14 protein-coding genes are annotated in these 14,822 nt (G+C 70.1%); 7 read left to right on the plus strand and 7 right to left on the minus strand.

The window, feature by feature from the left end; translation table 11 throughout:
- Window positions 1–137 (minus strand): roadblock/LC7 domain-containing protein (locus B0I32_RS55270; RefSeq protein WP_181308917.1); only part of this gene is annotated, 137 nt, incomplete at its 3' end.
- The gene (locus tag B0I32_RS55275) at window positions 134–2,989 is read right to left on the minus strand and encodes a sensor histidine kinase (RefSeq protein ID WP_106253462.1); all 2,856 of its coding nucleotides are present in this window, start codon (window positions 2,987–2,989) and stop codon (window positions 134–136) included. The genes B0I32_RS55275 and B0I32_RS55270, both read right to left, overlap by 4 nt.
- 556 nt (window positions 2,990–3,545) lie before the next feature.
- Between B0I32_RS55275 and B0I32_RS55280 the strand changes: the two genes are divergently transcribed.
- The 7 genes from B0I32_RS55280 (at window position 3,546) to B0I32_RS55310 (ending at window position 10,264) form a co-directional block, all read left to right on the plus strand.
- Window positions 3,546–4,421, plus strand: a complete 876-nt coding sequence (locus B0I32_RS55280; protein WP_181308919.1) for an ABC transporter substrate-binding protein — start codon at window positions 3,546–3,548, stop codon at window positions 4,419–4,421.
- Window positions 4,418–5,227: an ABC transporter permease gene (locus B0I32_RS55285; RefSeq protein ID WP_245956727.1), complete on the plus strand. Its 810-nt coding sequence runs from the start codon at window positions 4,418–4,420 to the stop codon at window positions 5,225–5,227. Before B0I32_RS55280 ends, B0I32_RS55285 begins: the two co-directional genes overlap by 4 nt.
- Complete coding sequence (locus B0I32_RS55290; RefSeq protein WP_106253480.1) at window positions 5,224–6,000, plus strand: ABC transporter permease; 777 nt, start codon at window positions 5,224–5,226, stop codon at window positions 5,998–6,000. The genes B0I32_RS55285 and B0I32_RS55290 overlap by 4 nt, the downstream gene beginning before the upstream one ends.
- Window positions 6,001–6,016: 16 nt before the next feature.
- The gene (locus B0I32_RS55295; RefSeq protein WP_106253468.1) at window positions 6,017–7,465 is read left to right on the plus strand and encodes a dihydroorotase; all 1,449 of its coding nucleotides are present in this window, start codon (window positions 6,017–6,019) and stop codon (window positions 7,463–7,465) included.
- A 302-nt stretch (window positions 7,466–7,767) separates the two neighbouring features.
- The gene (locus tag B0I32_RS55300) at window positions 7,768–8,718 is read left to right on the plus strand and encodes an ABC transporter substrate-binding protein (protein WP_245956728.1); all 951 of its coding nucleotides are present in this window, start codon (window positions 7,768–7,770) and stop codon (window positions 8,716–8,718) included.
- Complete coding sequence (locus tag B0I32_RS55305; RefSeq protein ID WP_106253470.1) at window positions 8,715–9,491, plus strand: ABC transporter permease; 777 nt, start codon at window positions 8,715–8,717, stop codon at window positions 9,489–9,491. Before B0I32_RS55300 ends, B0I32_RS55305 begins: the two co-directional genes overlap by 4 nt.
- Complete coding sequence (locus B0I32_RS55310; protein WP_106253471.1) at window positions 9,488–10,264, plus strand: ABC transporter permease; 777 nt, start codon at window positions 9,488–9,490, stop codon at window positions 10,262–10,264. Before B0I32_RS55305 ends, B0I32_RS55310 begins: the two co-directional genes overlap by 4 nt.
- An 11-nt stretch (window positions 10,265–10,275) precedes the next feature.
- Here B0I32_RS55310 and B0I32_RS55315 read toward each other — a convergent pair whose 3' ends face one another.
- The 5 genes from B0I32_RS55315 to B0I32_RS55335 form a co-directional block, all read right to left on the minus strand.
- Complete coding sequence (locus tag B0I32_RS55315; RefSeq protein WP_106253473.1) at window positions 10,276–11,697, minus strand: MmgE/PrpD family protein; 1,422 nt, start codon at window positions 11,695–11,697, stop codon at window positions 10,276–10,278.
- Window positions 11,690–12,541 carry a cyclase family protein gene (locus B0I32_RS55320; protein ID WP_106253474.1) on the minus strand — a complete coding sequence of 284 codons (852 nt, stop codon included), beginning with the start codon at window positions 12,539–12,541 and terminating at the stop codon, window positions 11,690–11,692. Before B0I32_RS55320 ends, B0I32_RS55315 begins: the two co-directional genes overlap by 8 nt.
- 144 nt (window positions 12,542–12,685) lie before the next feature.
- Window positions 12,686–13,492, minus strand: a complete 807-nt coding sequence (locus tag B0I32_RS55325; protein WP_106253476.1) for a class I SAM-dependent methyltransferase — start codon at window positions 13,490–13,492, stop codon at window positions 12,686–12,688.
- Window positions 13,493–13,750: 258 nt separating this feature from the next.
- Window positions 13,751–14,338 carry a GTP-binding protein gene (locus B0I32_RS55330; RefSeq protein WP_106253478.1) on the minus strand — a complete coding sequence of 196 codons (588 nt, stop codon included), beginning with the start codon at window positions 14,336–14,338 and terminating at the stop codon, window positions 13,751–13,753.
- The gene (locus tag B0I32_RS55335) at window positions 14,319–14,666 is read right to left on the minus strand and encodes a DUF742 domain-containing protein (protein WP_106253483.1); all 348 of its coding nucleotides are present in this window, start codon (window positions 14,664–14,666) and stop codon (window positions 14,319–14,321) included. The genes B0I32_RS55330 and B0I32_RS55335 overlap by 20 nt, the downstream gene beginning before the upstream one ends.
- Between the last annotated feature and the right edge of the window lie 156 nt (window positions 14,667–14,822).

Below are 14,822 nucleotides of genomic sequence, written 5' to 3' on the forward strand. Positions count from 1 at the left end.
GCCGGAAAACCCGCCGACGCCGCCAACGGCAAACCATCAGACGAGACCACCACCGCGTGCGCGACCCCCGGCACCGTGCTGACGAAGTCCGTGATTAACCAATCGACGCCACGTGCTGACTGGCTCAGGTCGTTCATGCGCGCTCATCCCTGCTCTCAACGCTTCTCGGACCGGAGGGATACGATCTTCCCTCGCTGATGTCGTCCCGTGCTGCCCTGAAGCCTTGCTGGAAGCTCGACAGACGACTACGTACCCGTTCTGGCGAGACCGAAGGCATGGGCGCCACGCCCTTCGGCGCCGAAACGGTGTCCGCCGAGCCGGGCACCAGGTTGGCCTTGGGCACCCGCTTGGGCAGTCCCGCCGCGGTCGCACCGTCACGTACCGGCTCCACGACCGCCTTCGCCGCGCTCCAGCCGGCGTCGGCGTTGGCCGAGCCCCAGGTGGCCTCGCCCTCCGCGCTCTGCTCGAACCAGGCGGACTCGACGGAGGCGAAGATCGGCAGGTACTCGTCCCCCGAGGAGGCGGGCTTGACGACGGGTATGGGTCCGGTGGCCGCCGACTCGGCCTCGGGCAGGTCGAAGCGTGAGCGCCGCTGGCCCAGGTCGGACGGCGCCGACTCGGCCCAGCTCATGTCCGGGCGGTCGTCGCCGGCCGGGCGCTGGGGCAGCGAGGTGCCGTTCCCCCAGCTGCCCATCGGGCTGGACGGGGTGCGCGAGGGCACCCACACGTCCCTGCTCTCGTATCCGCCACCGCCGCCGTTGCCACGCGGTTCTGACGGCCAGCCCACGTCCACGCTCGGCTGGGAGGGGAAGGACGGGTGTCCGGGTCCCGGCCGGTAGTCGCCTCCGCCGCCCCACTGGGGTACGGGAGGAGGCGGCGGCGTGGGCTGCTGGCCGCCGAACCCGAAGCCGCTGAAGCCTTCGTCGCGCGAGTCCATGGAGGGCATCGACGGCATCGAAGGCATGGACGGCATGCCCTGGTTCCCGCCCGCCGGGTAGGCGGGGGACTGCGAGCCCAGGAGCGTCTCGGGGATCAGCACCATGGCGGTCAGGCCGCCGGAGCCGTGCGGGCGCAGCTGCACCCGGATGCCGTGGCGGTGCGCCAGCCTGGCGACCACGAACAGGCCCATGCGGCGCGACACCGAGACGTCCACGCTGGGCGCGTCGATGAGGCGTTCGTTGGCCTGGGTCAGTTCGTCGGCGGTCATGCCGATGCCGGAGTCGGTGATCGACAGCATCACGCCGCCGCCGTCGATCCGGCTGCCGGAGACGGTGACCCTGGTCTCGCGGGGCGAGAACGACAGCGCGTTCTCGACCAGCTCGGCGAGCAGGTGGATGACGTCGTTGACGGCCTGTCCGGCGACGGCCACGCCGTCGGGGACCTGGAGCACGACGCGCTCGTAGTTCTCGACCTCGGACAGGGAGGCGCGGGCCACGTCGACCAGCTTGACGGGCTTGCTCCAGCGGCGAGGGGGCTCCTGGCCGGCGAGGACCAGGAGGTTCTCGCTGTTACGGCGCATGCGGGTGGCCAGGTGGTCGAGCTTGAACAGGTTGCCCAGCCGGTTCTCGTCCTGCTCGCCCTGCTCCAGGCCGTCGATCAGGGTGATCTGCCGTTCGACCAGCGTCTGGCTGCGGCGGGAGAGGTTCACGAACATCGCGTTGACGTTGCTGCGCAGCCGGGCCTCCTCGCCCGCCAGCCGCACCGCCTCGCGGTGGACCTCGTCGAACGCCCGCGCGACTTCACCGATCTCGTCGTTGGAGGCGACTCCGATGGGTTCGACGTCCGAGCTGTCGACGGCCGTCTCCGTCTCGCGCATCTGGCGGACGATGTCGGGCAGCCGGCGTCCGGCGATGAACAGGGCTTCCCTGCGCAGCCTGCGCAGGGGGCCGCTGAGCGAGCGGGCCATGATCACGGTGACCAGCAGGACCAGGATCAGCAGGAGGACGATCGCGCCCGCCGCGATGATGGCGCTCTGCTGCTCCGCGCCCTCCAGGGTGCGGCTGCGCAGCACGATGCTGTCGGCGGCCTGCTGCTCGACCTCGCGCATCCCGTCGACGGTCTCGGTGATGGCCTCGTACCAGGCCTTGCCGTCGCGGGTGAGCCCGATCTGACGGTCGGTCAGGGGCAGGCTCGCGCCCTGGAGGACCAGGGCGCGCGCCGAGAGGATCTCCGCGCGGTCGACGGCCTTGCCGCTGACGGTGTCGTCGTACAGCTGGCGAAGTTTCAGCGAGACCTGCGACCTGAAGGTGCTGAGCTCACTGTTCTTCTGGGCGCGCGCGGCGATGAAGTCGTCGAGCTCCTTCTTGCCGAAGGACCTGGTCGCCAGCGCGGCCACCAGCAGGGCGCGCTGGGTCGAGACGTACTGCTTGGCTCTGGACAGCGCGCCGAAGCCGGCCACGCTCGCGGACAGCTCCTCGTCGACCGCGCCTCGGTCGATCTTGTCGTTCAGCGACAAGAGGTCCGAGATGGTCCGGTCGTAGAGGGCGATGACCGAGTTCACGTCGAGCTGGGAGCCCAGCGCGGTCTCTCGCGACGTGGGGAGCTCGTCGAGCCGGTTCTTGATGCGCAGGGCCTCGCCGGCGTGCGGGCTGTCGCCGGTGGTCAGGGCTTCGATGCCGCCTCTGACGTCGGTGACGAGCTTGTCGACCCGTTCGTACTGGGTCTTCACGTTCGAGGGGGTGCCGCCTCTGCGTCCTTGCGCGACGTGCATCGCGGTGAGGTCGCGCTCGCTCTCCACTTCGTGGGCGAGGCCGGTCAGCTCACTCGCCAGCACGGCGACCTCGTTGACCTGCGCGTACTCGTTGGCCGTGGCGATCGAGGTGGCGGCCCTCAGGCCGCCCAGCGTCAGTGCGGCGATGGTCGGGATGACGACCAGAACCACCAGCTTGGAGCGCACGCGCCAGTTACGCAGAGAGAAGCGGGCCCCCGCCTTCCGGCTGCCGCCTGCGGCCTTGCCCGGAGCCTGCGCCTGTGGTTTATGGGATGCCATTTGGGGGGCTCCATCAGTTAAGCCCTGATCCCCGCCCACAGAGGGGACAACACTCTTCACTTGCCTCCGCAACCTCTCCTCGGATGGTTTGGTGCACGAAGATCACGTTATGCCGGTGTTTGCAGTGTGACGCCGACGCACCCTTGGGGCGAGAGCTAATTGGAGCACATCAACAGGAGATCGGCCAATACCGCAAAGATCTCAGTTGCCACGCAATCCGACAATCTTCTCATAAGACAACACCTGTCGCCCAGTCCCCCAGGCCAAGGTGGGCACTCCAGATAATCGGACAAAACGGGCAATATCACTCTATATGTGTATATATCTCGTTAATTTCCGGTGGAGTGGATACGGCAGGAAGCCCTGGCTGCGCTAGGGTGCCACCGTCGTTGAACACTCCCGTTCGCACTCACCCCCCTCGGTTCAAAGGAGACCCGCAATGCGGTTCGGTGCATTAGGGCGCACTGCTCTTGTTGGGCTTGTCGCCTCCCTCGTCATCACGGGGTGTTCCAGCTCGGGCGAAGGAGGTGGCGGCACCACCAGCGCCTCCTCGGAAATGAAGACCGACCTGCTGATCGGCCAGTATCCCGGCGCGGACTCCGCCCCTCTGTTCATCGCCATGGAACGCGGCTTCTTCAAGGAAGAGGGCCTCACCGTCAAGCAGGAGCCGATCCAGGCTCCGCAGGCGGTCCTGCCCAAGCTCTCCAACGGCACCATGGACGTCGTCCTCGGCAGCTACGCCACCATCCTGACGATCCAGGAGGCGGGCACCGAGAAGTTCAAGTACATCGCCGACTCCTACCAGGGCGCGGCCGGCGCGTTCGGCATCATGGTCAAGAAGGGCTCGACCATCAAGGACGTGGCCGGCCTCAAGGGCAAGAGGGTCGGCGTCAACGCCCTCGCCGGTCTGGGCACCCTCACGATGAACCCGCACTTCAAGATCGCCGGCCTGGACCCCAAGACCGACATCAAGTACGTCGAGGTTCCCACCACCAACTGGCTCAGCTCGCTCGACAAGGGCGACGTCGACGCGGTGTGGATGACCGACCCGTACGTCAGCGAGGCCAAGAAGACGCTCGGCGCCACCATGCTGCTGGACACCATGTCCGGCCCGACCGACGGTCTGCCGATCACCGGCTGGGCCGCCACGGAGAAGTGGGTGTCGGAGAACCCGAAGACGCTCGCCGCCTTCCAGCGGGCCATGGCCAAGGCGCAGAACATCGCCGCCACGGACCGTAGCGCGGTGACCAAGGTGCTGCCGACCTTCACCAAGATCCCGGCGGAGACGGCCGCGACCATCAACCTGGGCGACTACCCGACCTCGCTGAGCGCCGACCGCATCCAGCGGGTCGCCGACCTCATGCTCGACGCGGGCATGCTCAAGAAGCAGATTGACGTCAAGTCAATGATTTACACCGCACCTCAGGGATGATGAGCACGATCACCGCAACGCGGCGCGAGCGGAACCCGCTCGCCCGCGCGAAACTGATCAAGGTCACCCGCCACGCCGTCGGCGTGGCGGGTTTTCTGCTCGCCTGGCAGTTGCTCGGGATGTCCGGGCTGGTCAGGTGGCTGCCTCCGGCCACCGACACCCTGATCAGGGCCGTCGGGCTGGCCGTCGACCCGATCTTCCTGGACGATCTGCGCGGCACGCTGGTCGCCGCAGTCATCGGGCTGCCGCTGGCCGTCGTCATCGCCGTGCCGATCGGGCTGCTGCTGGGAACGGTCCCGGCCGTCGAGGAGTCGACCCGGGTGTTCGTGGAGTTCCTGCGGCCCATCCCCTCGGTGGCGCTGATCCCGCTCGGACTGTTCTTCTTCCAGCCGGAGATCAACGCCAAGGTGGCGCTCATCGTCTTCGCCTCCTCCTGGCCGATCCTCATCAACACGCTGTACGGCGTGCGTGACGTGGACCCGCTGGGCAAGGAGACGCTGCGCTCGTTCGGCTTCGGCAAGGGCGCGGTCATCTGGCGGGTGTCCCTGCCGAGCGCGGCCCCGTTCATCGCCACCGGAGTGCGGCTGGCCGCGAGCATCACGCTCATCCTGGCCGTCAGCTTCGAGTACATCGTGGGCGGGTCGAGCGGCATCGGCAGCTTCCTCATCGAGGCGAGCACGGGCATCGGCGCGGACGCCATGATCGACGTGATCGCGGCGCTCATCTGGGCCGGCGTGATCGGTCTCGTCGTCAACACCCTGCTCCTGCGCGCCGAACGGCGCCTGTTCAAGTGGCGGACGGCATGATCCGTACCCTGGTCAGACGGCTCTGGCTGGTTCCCGTCGTGCTGGTCGCATGGGAGCTGACCGCGCGCTCGGCCGAGAGCCCGTATCTGCCCGGCCCGACTCTGATCCTGTCTCGTATGTACGAGATGTGGTTCTCCGGTCCTTACATCCTCACCGACGAGGCCATCGACAACTTCGTCCCCAGCCTGGTCCGCGTGACCGGGTCCTGGTGCCTGGCCGTGATCGTGGGCGTGGCGCTGGGCGTGGCGATCGGCCGCAGCTCCTGGCTGGCCGACTACGTCTCGCCGCTGATCGAGTTCGGCCGGGCGGTGCCGCCGCCGGCGATGCTGCCGGTCTTCCTCGTGCTCTTCACCATGGGCACGCAGGTGCAGGTGGCGACCATCGTCTTCGGCATCGTCTGGCCGATCCTGCTCAACTCCATCGACGGCGCGCGCAGCGTCGACCATCTGAAGATCGAGACCGCGACGGTCTTCGGCGTGCCCGCTCATCTGCGGTTCAGCCGGATCATCCTGCCGTCGGCCGCGCCGAAGATCTTCGCCGGGCTGCGGCTGAGCGTGTCGCTGGCGCTGATCCTGATGATCATCTCGGAGCTGAAGGGCAGCACCGAGGGGATCGGCTACCTGCTCAACCTGGCCAGCAACAACGCCGACATGCCGGCCATCTGGGCCGGAGTCCTGCTGCTCGGCGTGCTCGGCTACCTCCTCAACACCCTGTTCCTCATGGTGGAGCGGCGTGTGCTCGCCTGGCACCGCGACGCCCACCGCATCGCATAGGAAGAAGTGCACCCCCGTGACCGAGCTGCTGCTGAAGAACGTGAAGGTCGTCACCCACGACCGCGACGACCCGGTCGAAGCGGACGTCGCCATCGAGGACGGCCGGATCGTCCGGGTCGAGCCGGGGCTGTCCACGGCGGGCGAGGTGATCGACGGGGGCGGCCGGCTGGCCTTCCCCGGAGTCGTGGACGCCCACCAGCACTGGGGCATCTACAACCCGCTGCCCGAGGACGCCGAGTCGGAGAGCCGGGCCAGCGCCCAGGGCGGCGTCACCACCGCGCTCACCTACATGCGGACCGGTCAGTACTACCTGAACAAGGGCGGGCCCTACGCCGAGTTCTACCCCGAGGTGCTCCGGCAGGCCGAGGGCAGGGCCTACGTCGACTACGGGTTCCACCTGGCGCCCATGTCGAGCGGGCACATCGATGAGCTGCCCGACCTGGTCGAGCGGTTCGGCGTGCCGTCGTTCAAGATCTTCATGTTCTACGGCGGTCACGGGCTGCACGGGCGCTCGGACGACCAGAGCTCGTTCCTCATGCTGCCCGAGGGCGAACGCTACGACTACGCGCACTTCGAGTTCGTGATGCGCGGCGTGCAGGCGGCCCGCGAGCGGCTGCCCGAGCTGGCGAGCGAGATCTCGCTGTCACTGCATTGTGAGACAGCCGAGATCATGACGGCCTACACCAAGCTCGTGGAGGAGGCCGGGGAGCTGAGCGGGCTGGCCGCCTACAGCGCCTCCCGTCCCCCGCACTCCGAGGGGCTGGCGGTCTTCATCGCCTCCTACCTCGCCCACGAGACGGGGCTGGGCAACGTCAACCTGCTGCACCTGTCCTCGCGCAAGGCCATGGACGCCGCCGTGCGCATGGCGGCGACGTTCCCGCACATCGACTTCCGCCGTGAGGTCACGATCGGCCACCTGCTCGCCGACGTGGACACCGCCAACGGCATCGGTTCCAAGGTGAACCCGCCGATCAGGCCGCGCGAGGACGTCGAGGCCCTGTGGGAGTACGTGCTCGACGGCACCGTGGACTGGGTCGTCAGCGACCACGCCTGCTGCCGTGACGAGCTCAAGTTCGGCGAGCCGCGCGACAACGTCTTCCTGGCGAAGTCCGGGTTCGGCGGGGCCGAGTACCTGCTGCCCGGCCTGGTCACCGAGGGCCGCCGCCGGGGCCTGCCGTACGGGCGCATCGCCGCGCTGACCTCGTGGAACCCGGCCAAGCGGTTCGGCCTGCGGACCAAGGGCACGATCGCCCCCGGTTTCGACGCCGACATCTGCCTGGTCGACCCCGCGCAGACGTGGACGGTGCGGGCGCAGGACTCGGAGTCGACGCAGGAGTACACGCCGTTCGAGGGCTTCGAGCTGAGCGCCAGGGTGACGGACACGTTCGTGCGCGGCCACCGGGTGCTGGACTCCGGCAAGATCGTGGGCGCTCCGGCCGGAAGGTACGTGTCCCGGCCGGCCTGATCACCGAGCAGCACGCGCCGCCGCCGTACGGACGAGAGACCATCTCGTCCGTGCGGCGGCGGCGTTTTTCATGGCGGCGTCGCTCCACAGGAACGATTCTGCGCGGAGCCGCTTCGCCGCGGGACCGGCCCGCCGCCGCACGTGGCTCCACAGGAACGATTCTCCGCACAGCCCGTTCTCCGGTGCCCATTGTGATCTTCAGTCGGGTACGCTCCGGCCCAGTGACGTCAGTCGCTCTCCCATGACGCTTCGGCCCCCTGATCGGAGAACGCATGACCCGCACCTTACGTATCCCGGCAGTCGTGCTCGGACTCGCCCTCGCCCTCGCCGGTTGCGGCGGCGGCGACACCCCCGCATCCACACCCACGGCCGGTGGCACCGGCCTGGAGAAGACCACGATCAAGGTCGGCGCCCTGCCCGTCCCCGACCCGGCCGCCCTCTACATCGCCCAGGCCAAGGGCTTCTTCCAGGCGGAGGGCCTGACCGTGGAGCCGGTGACGATCACCGGCGGCGCGGCGGCGCTGCCGCAGATCGAGAGCGGCGCCCTGGACATCTCGCAGACCAACTACGTCTCCACGATCCTGGCGGCGGGCCAGGGCAAGAAGATCAAGCTGGTCGCCGACATGTACCAGGCGGCGCCCAACACCTTCGCCATCATGGTGGCCAAGGACTCCCCCATCCAGTCGGTGGCCGACCTCAAGGGCAAGACCGTGCTGGTCAACAACCTCAGGAACATCGCCACGCTGGCGGTCACGTCCCAGCTCAAGGCCGCAGGACTGGCCGAGACCGACGTGAAGTTCGCCGAGAAGCCCTTCCCCGAGATGGGCAACGCGATCAACTCCGGCCAGGGGGACGCGATCTGGATCACCGAGCCGTTCATCACCGCCAACAAGAACACGCTCGGCTTCCGCACGATCGCCGACACGATGACGGGCGCCACGGCGGACCTGCCGATCGCGGGCTGGATGGCCAGTGAGGAGTGGGCCGCGGAGAACCCCAGGACGCTGGCCGCCTTCCAGCGGGCGATCGCCAAGGCGCAGCAGCTCGCGTCGTCCGACAGGAAGGAGGTCGAGGCGATCCTGCCGACGTACACGAAGATCGACGCCAAGACGGCGGCGGCGATCACCCTGGGCGCCTTCCCGGCCACGCTCGACCCGGCCCGGCTGCAGAAGGTCGCCGACCTCATGCTCGAGTACAAGTACATCAGCAGTCCCGTCGACGTGAAGTCGATGATCGTGCCGACCAGCGGATGATCGCCGCGCGCCTGCTCCGCGGCGCCGCCGGCGTCGCGGGGTTCCTCGTGGCCGCGGAGCTGTTCATCCGGTTCGGGCTGGGCGAGGGGCTGGTCTTCCCCGCGCCGTCCGCGATCCTGCTGGGGGCCTGGGAACTGCTCGCGGACGGCGACTTCCTGGAGGGGGCGCTCGCGACGCTGACGAACTGGGTGCTCGGCCTGCTGGCCGCCACCGCGGTGGCCGTGCCCGCCGGCGTGCTGCTCGGCGCGCTGCCTCCGGCCGAGCGCGCCATCAGGCCGGTGCTGGAGTTCCTGCGGCCGATCCCGTCCGTGGCGATCATCCCGCTGGCGATCCTGCTGATCCCGGTGGACGAGCTGATGAAGGTCTCGGTCATCGTGTACGCCTCCATCTGGCCGATCCTGATCAACACCCTGTACGGCATGCGCGACGTGGACCCGATGGCCAAGGACACCCTGCGCGCCTTCGGGTTCGGGCCGCTGGCCGTACTCGTCAGGGTGAGCCTGCCGAGCGCGGCCCCGTTCGTCGCCACGGGCGTCAGGATCGCGGCCGGGATCGCGCTCGTGCTGGCGGTCAGCGCCGAACTGGTGGCGGGCGGCGCGGCCGGCATCGGCGTGTACGTGAACGTGGCCGGCAGCGGCAACCGGATGGACCTCATGATGGCGGCCACGTTCTGGGCCGGAGTCCTGGGGGTGGCGGCGAACCTGGCCCTGCTGGCCGGGGAGCGCCGCCTGTTCCACTGGCACCGGGCGCGGACGGGAGAGGTGGAGTCGTGAAGGCCCTCATCAGGCTCTGGGTGATCCCGCTCGTCCTCGTGCTGTGGGAGCTCGCCGCGCGCGGCCTGGCGGACACGGACTTCCCGCCGCCCACGACGATCATCGCCCGGATGCACGCGCTGTGGTTCTCCGGCCCGGCCGGCCGGCTCTTCCTCACCGACGACGCCGTCGGCAACCTGCTGCCGAGCCTCGGCCGCATGTTCGGCGGCTGGATCCTGGCCGCGCTGATCGGGGTGCTGCTCGGGACGGCGCTCGGGCGCTCCCGTACCGCGACCGACTACGTGGACCCGCTGATGGAGTTCGGCCGCTCCATCCCGCCGCCGCTGCTGCTGCCGGTGTTCGTGCTGCTGTTCCAGGTGGAGCTGACCACGCAGCTGGCCACGATCGTGTTCGGGGTGATCTGGCCGGTGCTGCTCAACTCCGTGGACGGCGCCAGGTCGGTCGACCGCGGCTACACGGAGACCGCGACGGTCTTCGGCCTGACCAGGGCGCAGCGGCTGCGCCTGGTCGTCCTGCCCGCGGCCGCCCCGAAGATCTTCGCCGGGCTGCGGCTGAGCCTGTCGCTGGCGCTCATCCTCATGGTGATCACCGAGTTGGTCGGCGGCACCAACGGCATCGGCTACCAGTTGCTGCAGGCCCAGCGCAGCTTCGACGGCGCGGGGGTGTGGGCGGCGATCGCGCTGCTCGGGGCGCTCGGCTACCTGGTGAACTCGCTGTTCGTGCTGGCCGAGCGGCACGTCCTGGTCTGGCACCGCCAGTCCGGCCGAGGTTGAGGGTCGAGGGCTCAGAGCTCCGGTTCGAACACGGCCACCAGCCGGAGCAGTTCCCCTGCCTCGCCTGCCTCCTCCAGGCGGCCCGCGAGCCCCGCGACGGCGTCGGCGGTGGCGGCGGAGAGCCGGCCGGCCGCGTTGTCGCGGAACTTCAGCGCCAGCTCCGCCGCCGACAGCGGCCGGTCGGGGCCGCCGCGGTTGGCCAGCACCTCCTGCCGCCACTCACGGCCGTCGGCGTCACGGGCGTGCAGCACGGCGGGGAACTGGTGCGGGAAGATCTCCGTCGCGCGCTCGTCCGGCACCACGTCCACCTTGGCCATGAGCTCCCGCCGCAGCGGGTCCCTGGCCAGCTCGTCGGTGAAGTCGCCCAGGCCGAGGCCCAGCCCGCCGCCGCCGAGCAGGCCGGCCGCGACCGCGTACGGGCCGCTGAACTGCGCCTGGTAACCCGTCTCCGGGGTGCGCTTGGCCTCGATCGGCTGCCCGATGGTCCTGATCACCGGCGCGGGCACGCCCAGCGTCAGGCGCTCCACCCGGTGCGGGTCGAGCCCCTGCGCGCGCAGGCCCATCGCCGCGTCGATGGCGGCGTGGGTGAAGTGGTTGGCCGGGTACGGCTTGAAGAAGATGCCCGGCACGGCCCACTCCGAGCCGAGACCCCTGGTGATCTCCCCCGCCTCGTAGTGGCCGTGCAGGAACGCCTCGAAGAAGCCGAAGCGTCCCTCGATGACGGTCGGCGGGCCGGTGAAGCCGCGGCGGACCAGGTCGGCCGAGGTCACCGCCGCGTGCGCGGCCCATCCGCAGTGCAGCCGCTTGACCGTGCCGCCGGTCCTGTTGCCCTCGATGATGCCCGAGGCGGTCGAGGCGGCCAGGCCGAGGGAGTCGAGCACGCCCTCGGCCGGCAGGCCGAACAGCAGCGCCGCCGCGACGGCGCCGCCCATGGTGCCGCAGATGGAGGTGGCGTGCTGGCCGTGCTCGAAGAAGGTCGAGTTGCCGGCCTCCGGGTCGTATCCGGCCATGCCCAGGCGTACGCAGACCTCCAGGCCGACCGCGATGGCGCGGATCGTGTCCCGGCCCGACGCGCCGGCCAGCTCTGCGGCGGCCAGCGCGGCCGGGATGACCGGGGCGCTGGGGTGCAGGACGGAGGGCAGATGGGTGTCGTCGTAGTCGAGGGAGTGCGCGAGCACGCCGTTGGCCAGCGCGGCCAGCGCGGCCGGCACCGGAGCGCCGCCGCCCACGACGTGCGCCTGCGGGGCTCCGCCCTGGTCGCGGACGTAGCCGACGATGGCGGCGCTGGTCGGCAGCCGGTGCGCGGCCACGCAGAGCCCGATCACGTCGAGCACCCGCTTGCGCACGCTGTCGGCGACCTCCTCGGGCAGCGTGTCGTAGGTGGCGCCGGCCGCGAACTCCGCCAGCCGCCGGCCCAGGGTCGGCTCAGCCACGGGACGCCTCCCGGCCCGACACCAGCGCCAGCGGACGCACCGGGGAACCGGTCGCGCCGAAGAAGGCCAGCGGCGACAGGACGAACGCGAACTCGTGCACGCCGTCGCCGGCCGGCCCGTCCAGGTCCATGGCCTCGACGATGTAGACGCCGGACTCCACCAGCAGCACCCGGTGCGCGGGCAGCACGCTGTGCCCCTCGCCCGGGGCCAGGCGCTCGAACGCGATGGTGTCGGCACCCACCGCGTGCGGGGACCTGTCCGCCAGCCAGCGGGCTCCGGCCTCGCCCACGCCGGGCACGCCGGACTCGGCGCCGATGTAGACCTCCCGGTCGGGGTCGCCGAAGTGGCGTCCCCATCCGCTGCGGACCAGGACGACGTCCCCGGGGGCGGGTTCGACGCCCTGGCGGCGTACGGTCGCGTCGAGGTCGGCCGGGGTGATCTCGTATCCCGGCGCGCAGGACTCCAGCCCGAGCGCGGCCGGCACGTCCAGCAGCACGCCGCGGCGGACGATCGGCGCGATCGTGTGCACGCCGTGCTCGGGGTAGCGGCCCCCGACGCACGCCTGCGCCGCGTCAGCCCCGCCGTGCAACCTGCCGTCCTGGGACACGTGCGCCAGCGCGTCGATGTGGGTGCCGACGTGGGTGCCCATGAAGATCAGGTCGTTGGCGGCCGACCCCCCGTCGGGACGCACCTTGTCGCCGTGGCGGCGGGGGAGCGTGTGGGTGTAGGCGGGGTGGTTGGGCGACTGGGGCATGCCGGCGAAGAGCGGCCTGCCCAGGTCGTAGATCCTCACACCGCCGCGCACCGCGTCGAGCAAGGGGTCGGTGTTCGCGGTCGTGCTCATGTTCTCCGTCTCTTCTCACCGACGTCTCTTCTCACAGACGTCTCTCTTACCGGACGCCTCTCAAGGCGCCTCTCACCGGGCGCCTCTCATCGGGCGCCTCTCATCGGGCGCCTCTCATCGGGCGCCTTTCGAGCAGGCGCCTTTTCACAGGTGTCCCGTGGTGTAGCGCACGGTGCGCTCCAGGAGGAAGCCGTCCTGGGGCAGCGACGCCTCCAGGGCGGCTCTCGCCTCGGCGCGCCGCGCCTGCGGGATGCTCTCCAGCGCGGCCCTGCGGGCGGCCGACCAGAGCCAGTCCCACACCTGCCCGGCCTGGATGGGCACCTCGAACACCACGTCCGCGCAGGCGGCGTCGCGCAGGCCGCCCGCCTCGAACAACTCGATCATCTCCTCGGGGCCGCCCAGCTTGTGCGTGAACGGGGCGCTGCCCGCATCCGTCGTGTACGGCTCGAGCGCTCGTGCCACCAGCGCGAGCAGTTCGGCCTCGGCCGGGCTCGACCGGACCAGCAGGCTGGCCGCCAGCCGCCCGCCCGGCTTCAACAGCCCGGCCATGGACCGCACGGCGGCGAGCGGGTCGGGCAGGAAGTACAGCATCATCCCGGCCAGCACGACGTCGAACCGCTCCCCCGGCAGCAACTCCTCGGCCTGCTCCGCATCGCCGAGCAGCACGGTCGCCTGGTGCAGGCCCTGGCGCTCGACCTCGGCCGCGGCGGCCGCCACCATCCCGGGCGCGAGGTCCAGCCCGACCACCCGGCCGGTGGGCCCGACCGCGTGCGCGGCCGGCACGAGGGAGGCTCCGGTCCCGCAGCCGGCGTCGAGGACGTGGTCCCCGGGTCCGGGGGCGGCGCGCCGGACGAGCTCGGCGGCGACGGGCGCGAAGAAGGACACGCCGACGCGCTCGTACGTGCCGGCCGCGCGGTCGAACAGGCCGGCCATGTACTCCTTGGCGTTCATCAGATTTCCTCCACAGTCAGCTTGCGGACGCGGGGCGTCAGGGGGTGGACCGATGATCAGATGAGCTCGAAGCTGAGCCTGCCACGAAAGGCGGACAATAGCCACAAGCACCCCATTCGCCCCGCCGATTCGGTACGCGTACGGGGAGGAGAGGCGTGGCGTCGCGAGGAAGGCCACCTGACGGGCAGCAGGAAGAAGGGGGCCGTGCGCTCAGACGCCCAGCCCGGCACGGCCGGTGGCTCGGCACGGCCGGTGGGCTCAGCCGCCCCAGCCCGGCACGGCCATCCTGACCGTGAGCGCGTGCTCGACCAGGTTGATCAGAGCGCTCTTGACCGAGTCCTTGGAGCGCGCGTCGAGACGCACCAAGGGGATGTGCGGCGCCAGGGTCAGGGCGTCCCGCACCTCGTTGTCACTGTGGGGATATTGGCCGTCCCACCCGTTCACGCCCACCACGAACGGCAGTTGCGCCTCTTCGAAATAGTCGATCGCGGGAAAGCTGTCGGCGAGCCGGCGCGTGTCGACCAGCACGACCGCGCCGATGGCGCCGCGTACCAGGTCGTCCCACATGAACCAGAACCGGTGCTGCCCGGGCGTGCCGAACAGGTAGAGGATCAGGTCACGATCCAGGGAGACCCGGCCGAAGTCCATGGCGACGGTCGTGGTCGACTTCAGCGGCGTCATGCCCAGATCGTCGATCCCGGCGGAGGCATCGGTCATGACGGCCTCCGTGGTCAACGGCATGATCTCCGACACCGCGCCGACGAACGTCGTCTTGCCCACCCCGAAACCTCCCGCCACCACGATCTTCGTCGAGGTGAGCCCGGGGCTAGAGCCTGCGAAGTCCACTTAGCACCCTTTCGAGCAGATTTACGTCCGGCCGGCCGGCGTCCAGTTGTGGCTGATGCACGCGCACCAGACCTTCGGCGGCCATGTCAGCGATCAGCACGCGCACCACCCCGAGCGGGATCCGCAGCAGGGCCGACACCTCCGCCACGGAGCGGACCTGCCGGCACAGCTGACTGATCGCCTGGTACTCCGGCGTGATGTGCGAGAACTCCCGGTGCTCGGCCGTCGCCGAGGACACCAGGGCCTCCATCGCCAGTTTGACCCGCGGCGCCGTCCGTCCACCTGTCACCGCGTAGGGACGGACGGGCGATGCGGGATCGTGACTCAGCTGCGGCTGGGACTGGGGTTGGGGCGGAGGGGCCCAACCGCCGCTGTTCCATCGGGGGTCTGACACCTACATCACCTGGTCTGGCTGGCGCGCAACTCCGCACGCACAGCCGGAGTCAGCACCTGACCGGCGCGATCCACCATCAGCGTCATCTGA

The organism is Nonomuraea fuscirosea (genome assembly GCF_003001935.1).
In the GTDB taxonomy this organism is placed as follows: Bacteria; Actinomycetota; Actinomycetes; order Streptosporangiales; family Streptosporangiaceae; genus Nonomuraea; species Nonomuraea fuscirosea.

Coding starts and splice junctions, on each gene's coding strand:
- B0I32_RS55275 (WP_106253462.1), bottom strand. CDS start 2,989: ATGGCATCCCATAAACCACAGGCGCAGGCTCCGGGCAAGGCCGCAGGC.
- B0I32_RS55305 (WP_106253470.1), top strand. CDS start 8,715: ATGATCGCCGCGCGCCTGCTCCGCGGCGCCGCCGGCGTCGCGGGGTTC.
- B0I32_RS55290 (WP_106253480.1), top strand. CDS start 5,224: ATGATCCGTACCCTGGTCAGACGGCTCTGGCTGGTTCCCGTCGTGCTG.
- B0I32_RS55320 (WP_106253474.1), bottom strand. CDS start 12,541: ATGAGCACGACCGCGAACACCGACCCCTTGCTCGACGCGGTGCGCGGC.
- B0I32_RS55325 (WP_106253476.1), bottom strand. CDS start 13,492: ATGAACGCCAAGGAGTACATGGCCGGCCTGTTCGACCGCGCGGCCGGC.
- B0I32_RS55280 (WP_181308919.1), top strand. CDS start 3,546: ATGAAGACCGACCTGCTGATCGGCCAGTATCCCGGCGCGGACTCCGCC.
- B0I32_RS55285 (WP_245956727.1), top strand. CDS start 4,418: ATGATGAGCACGATCACCGCAACGCGGCGCGAGCGGAACCCGCTCGCC.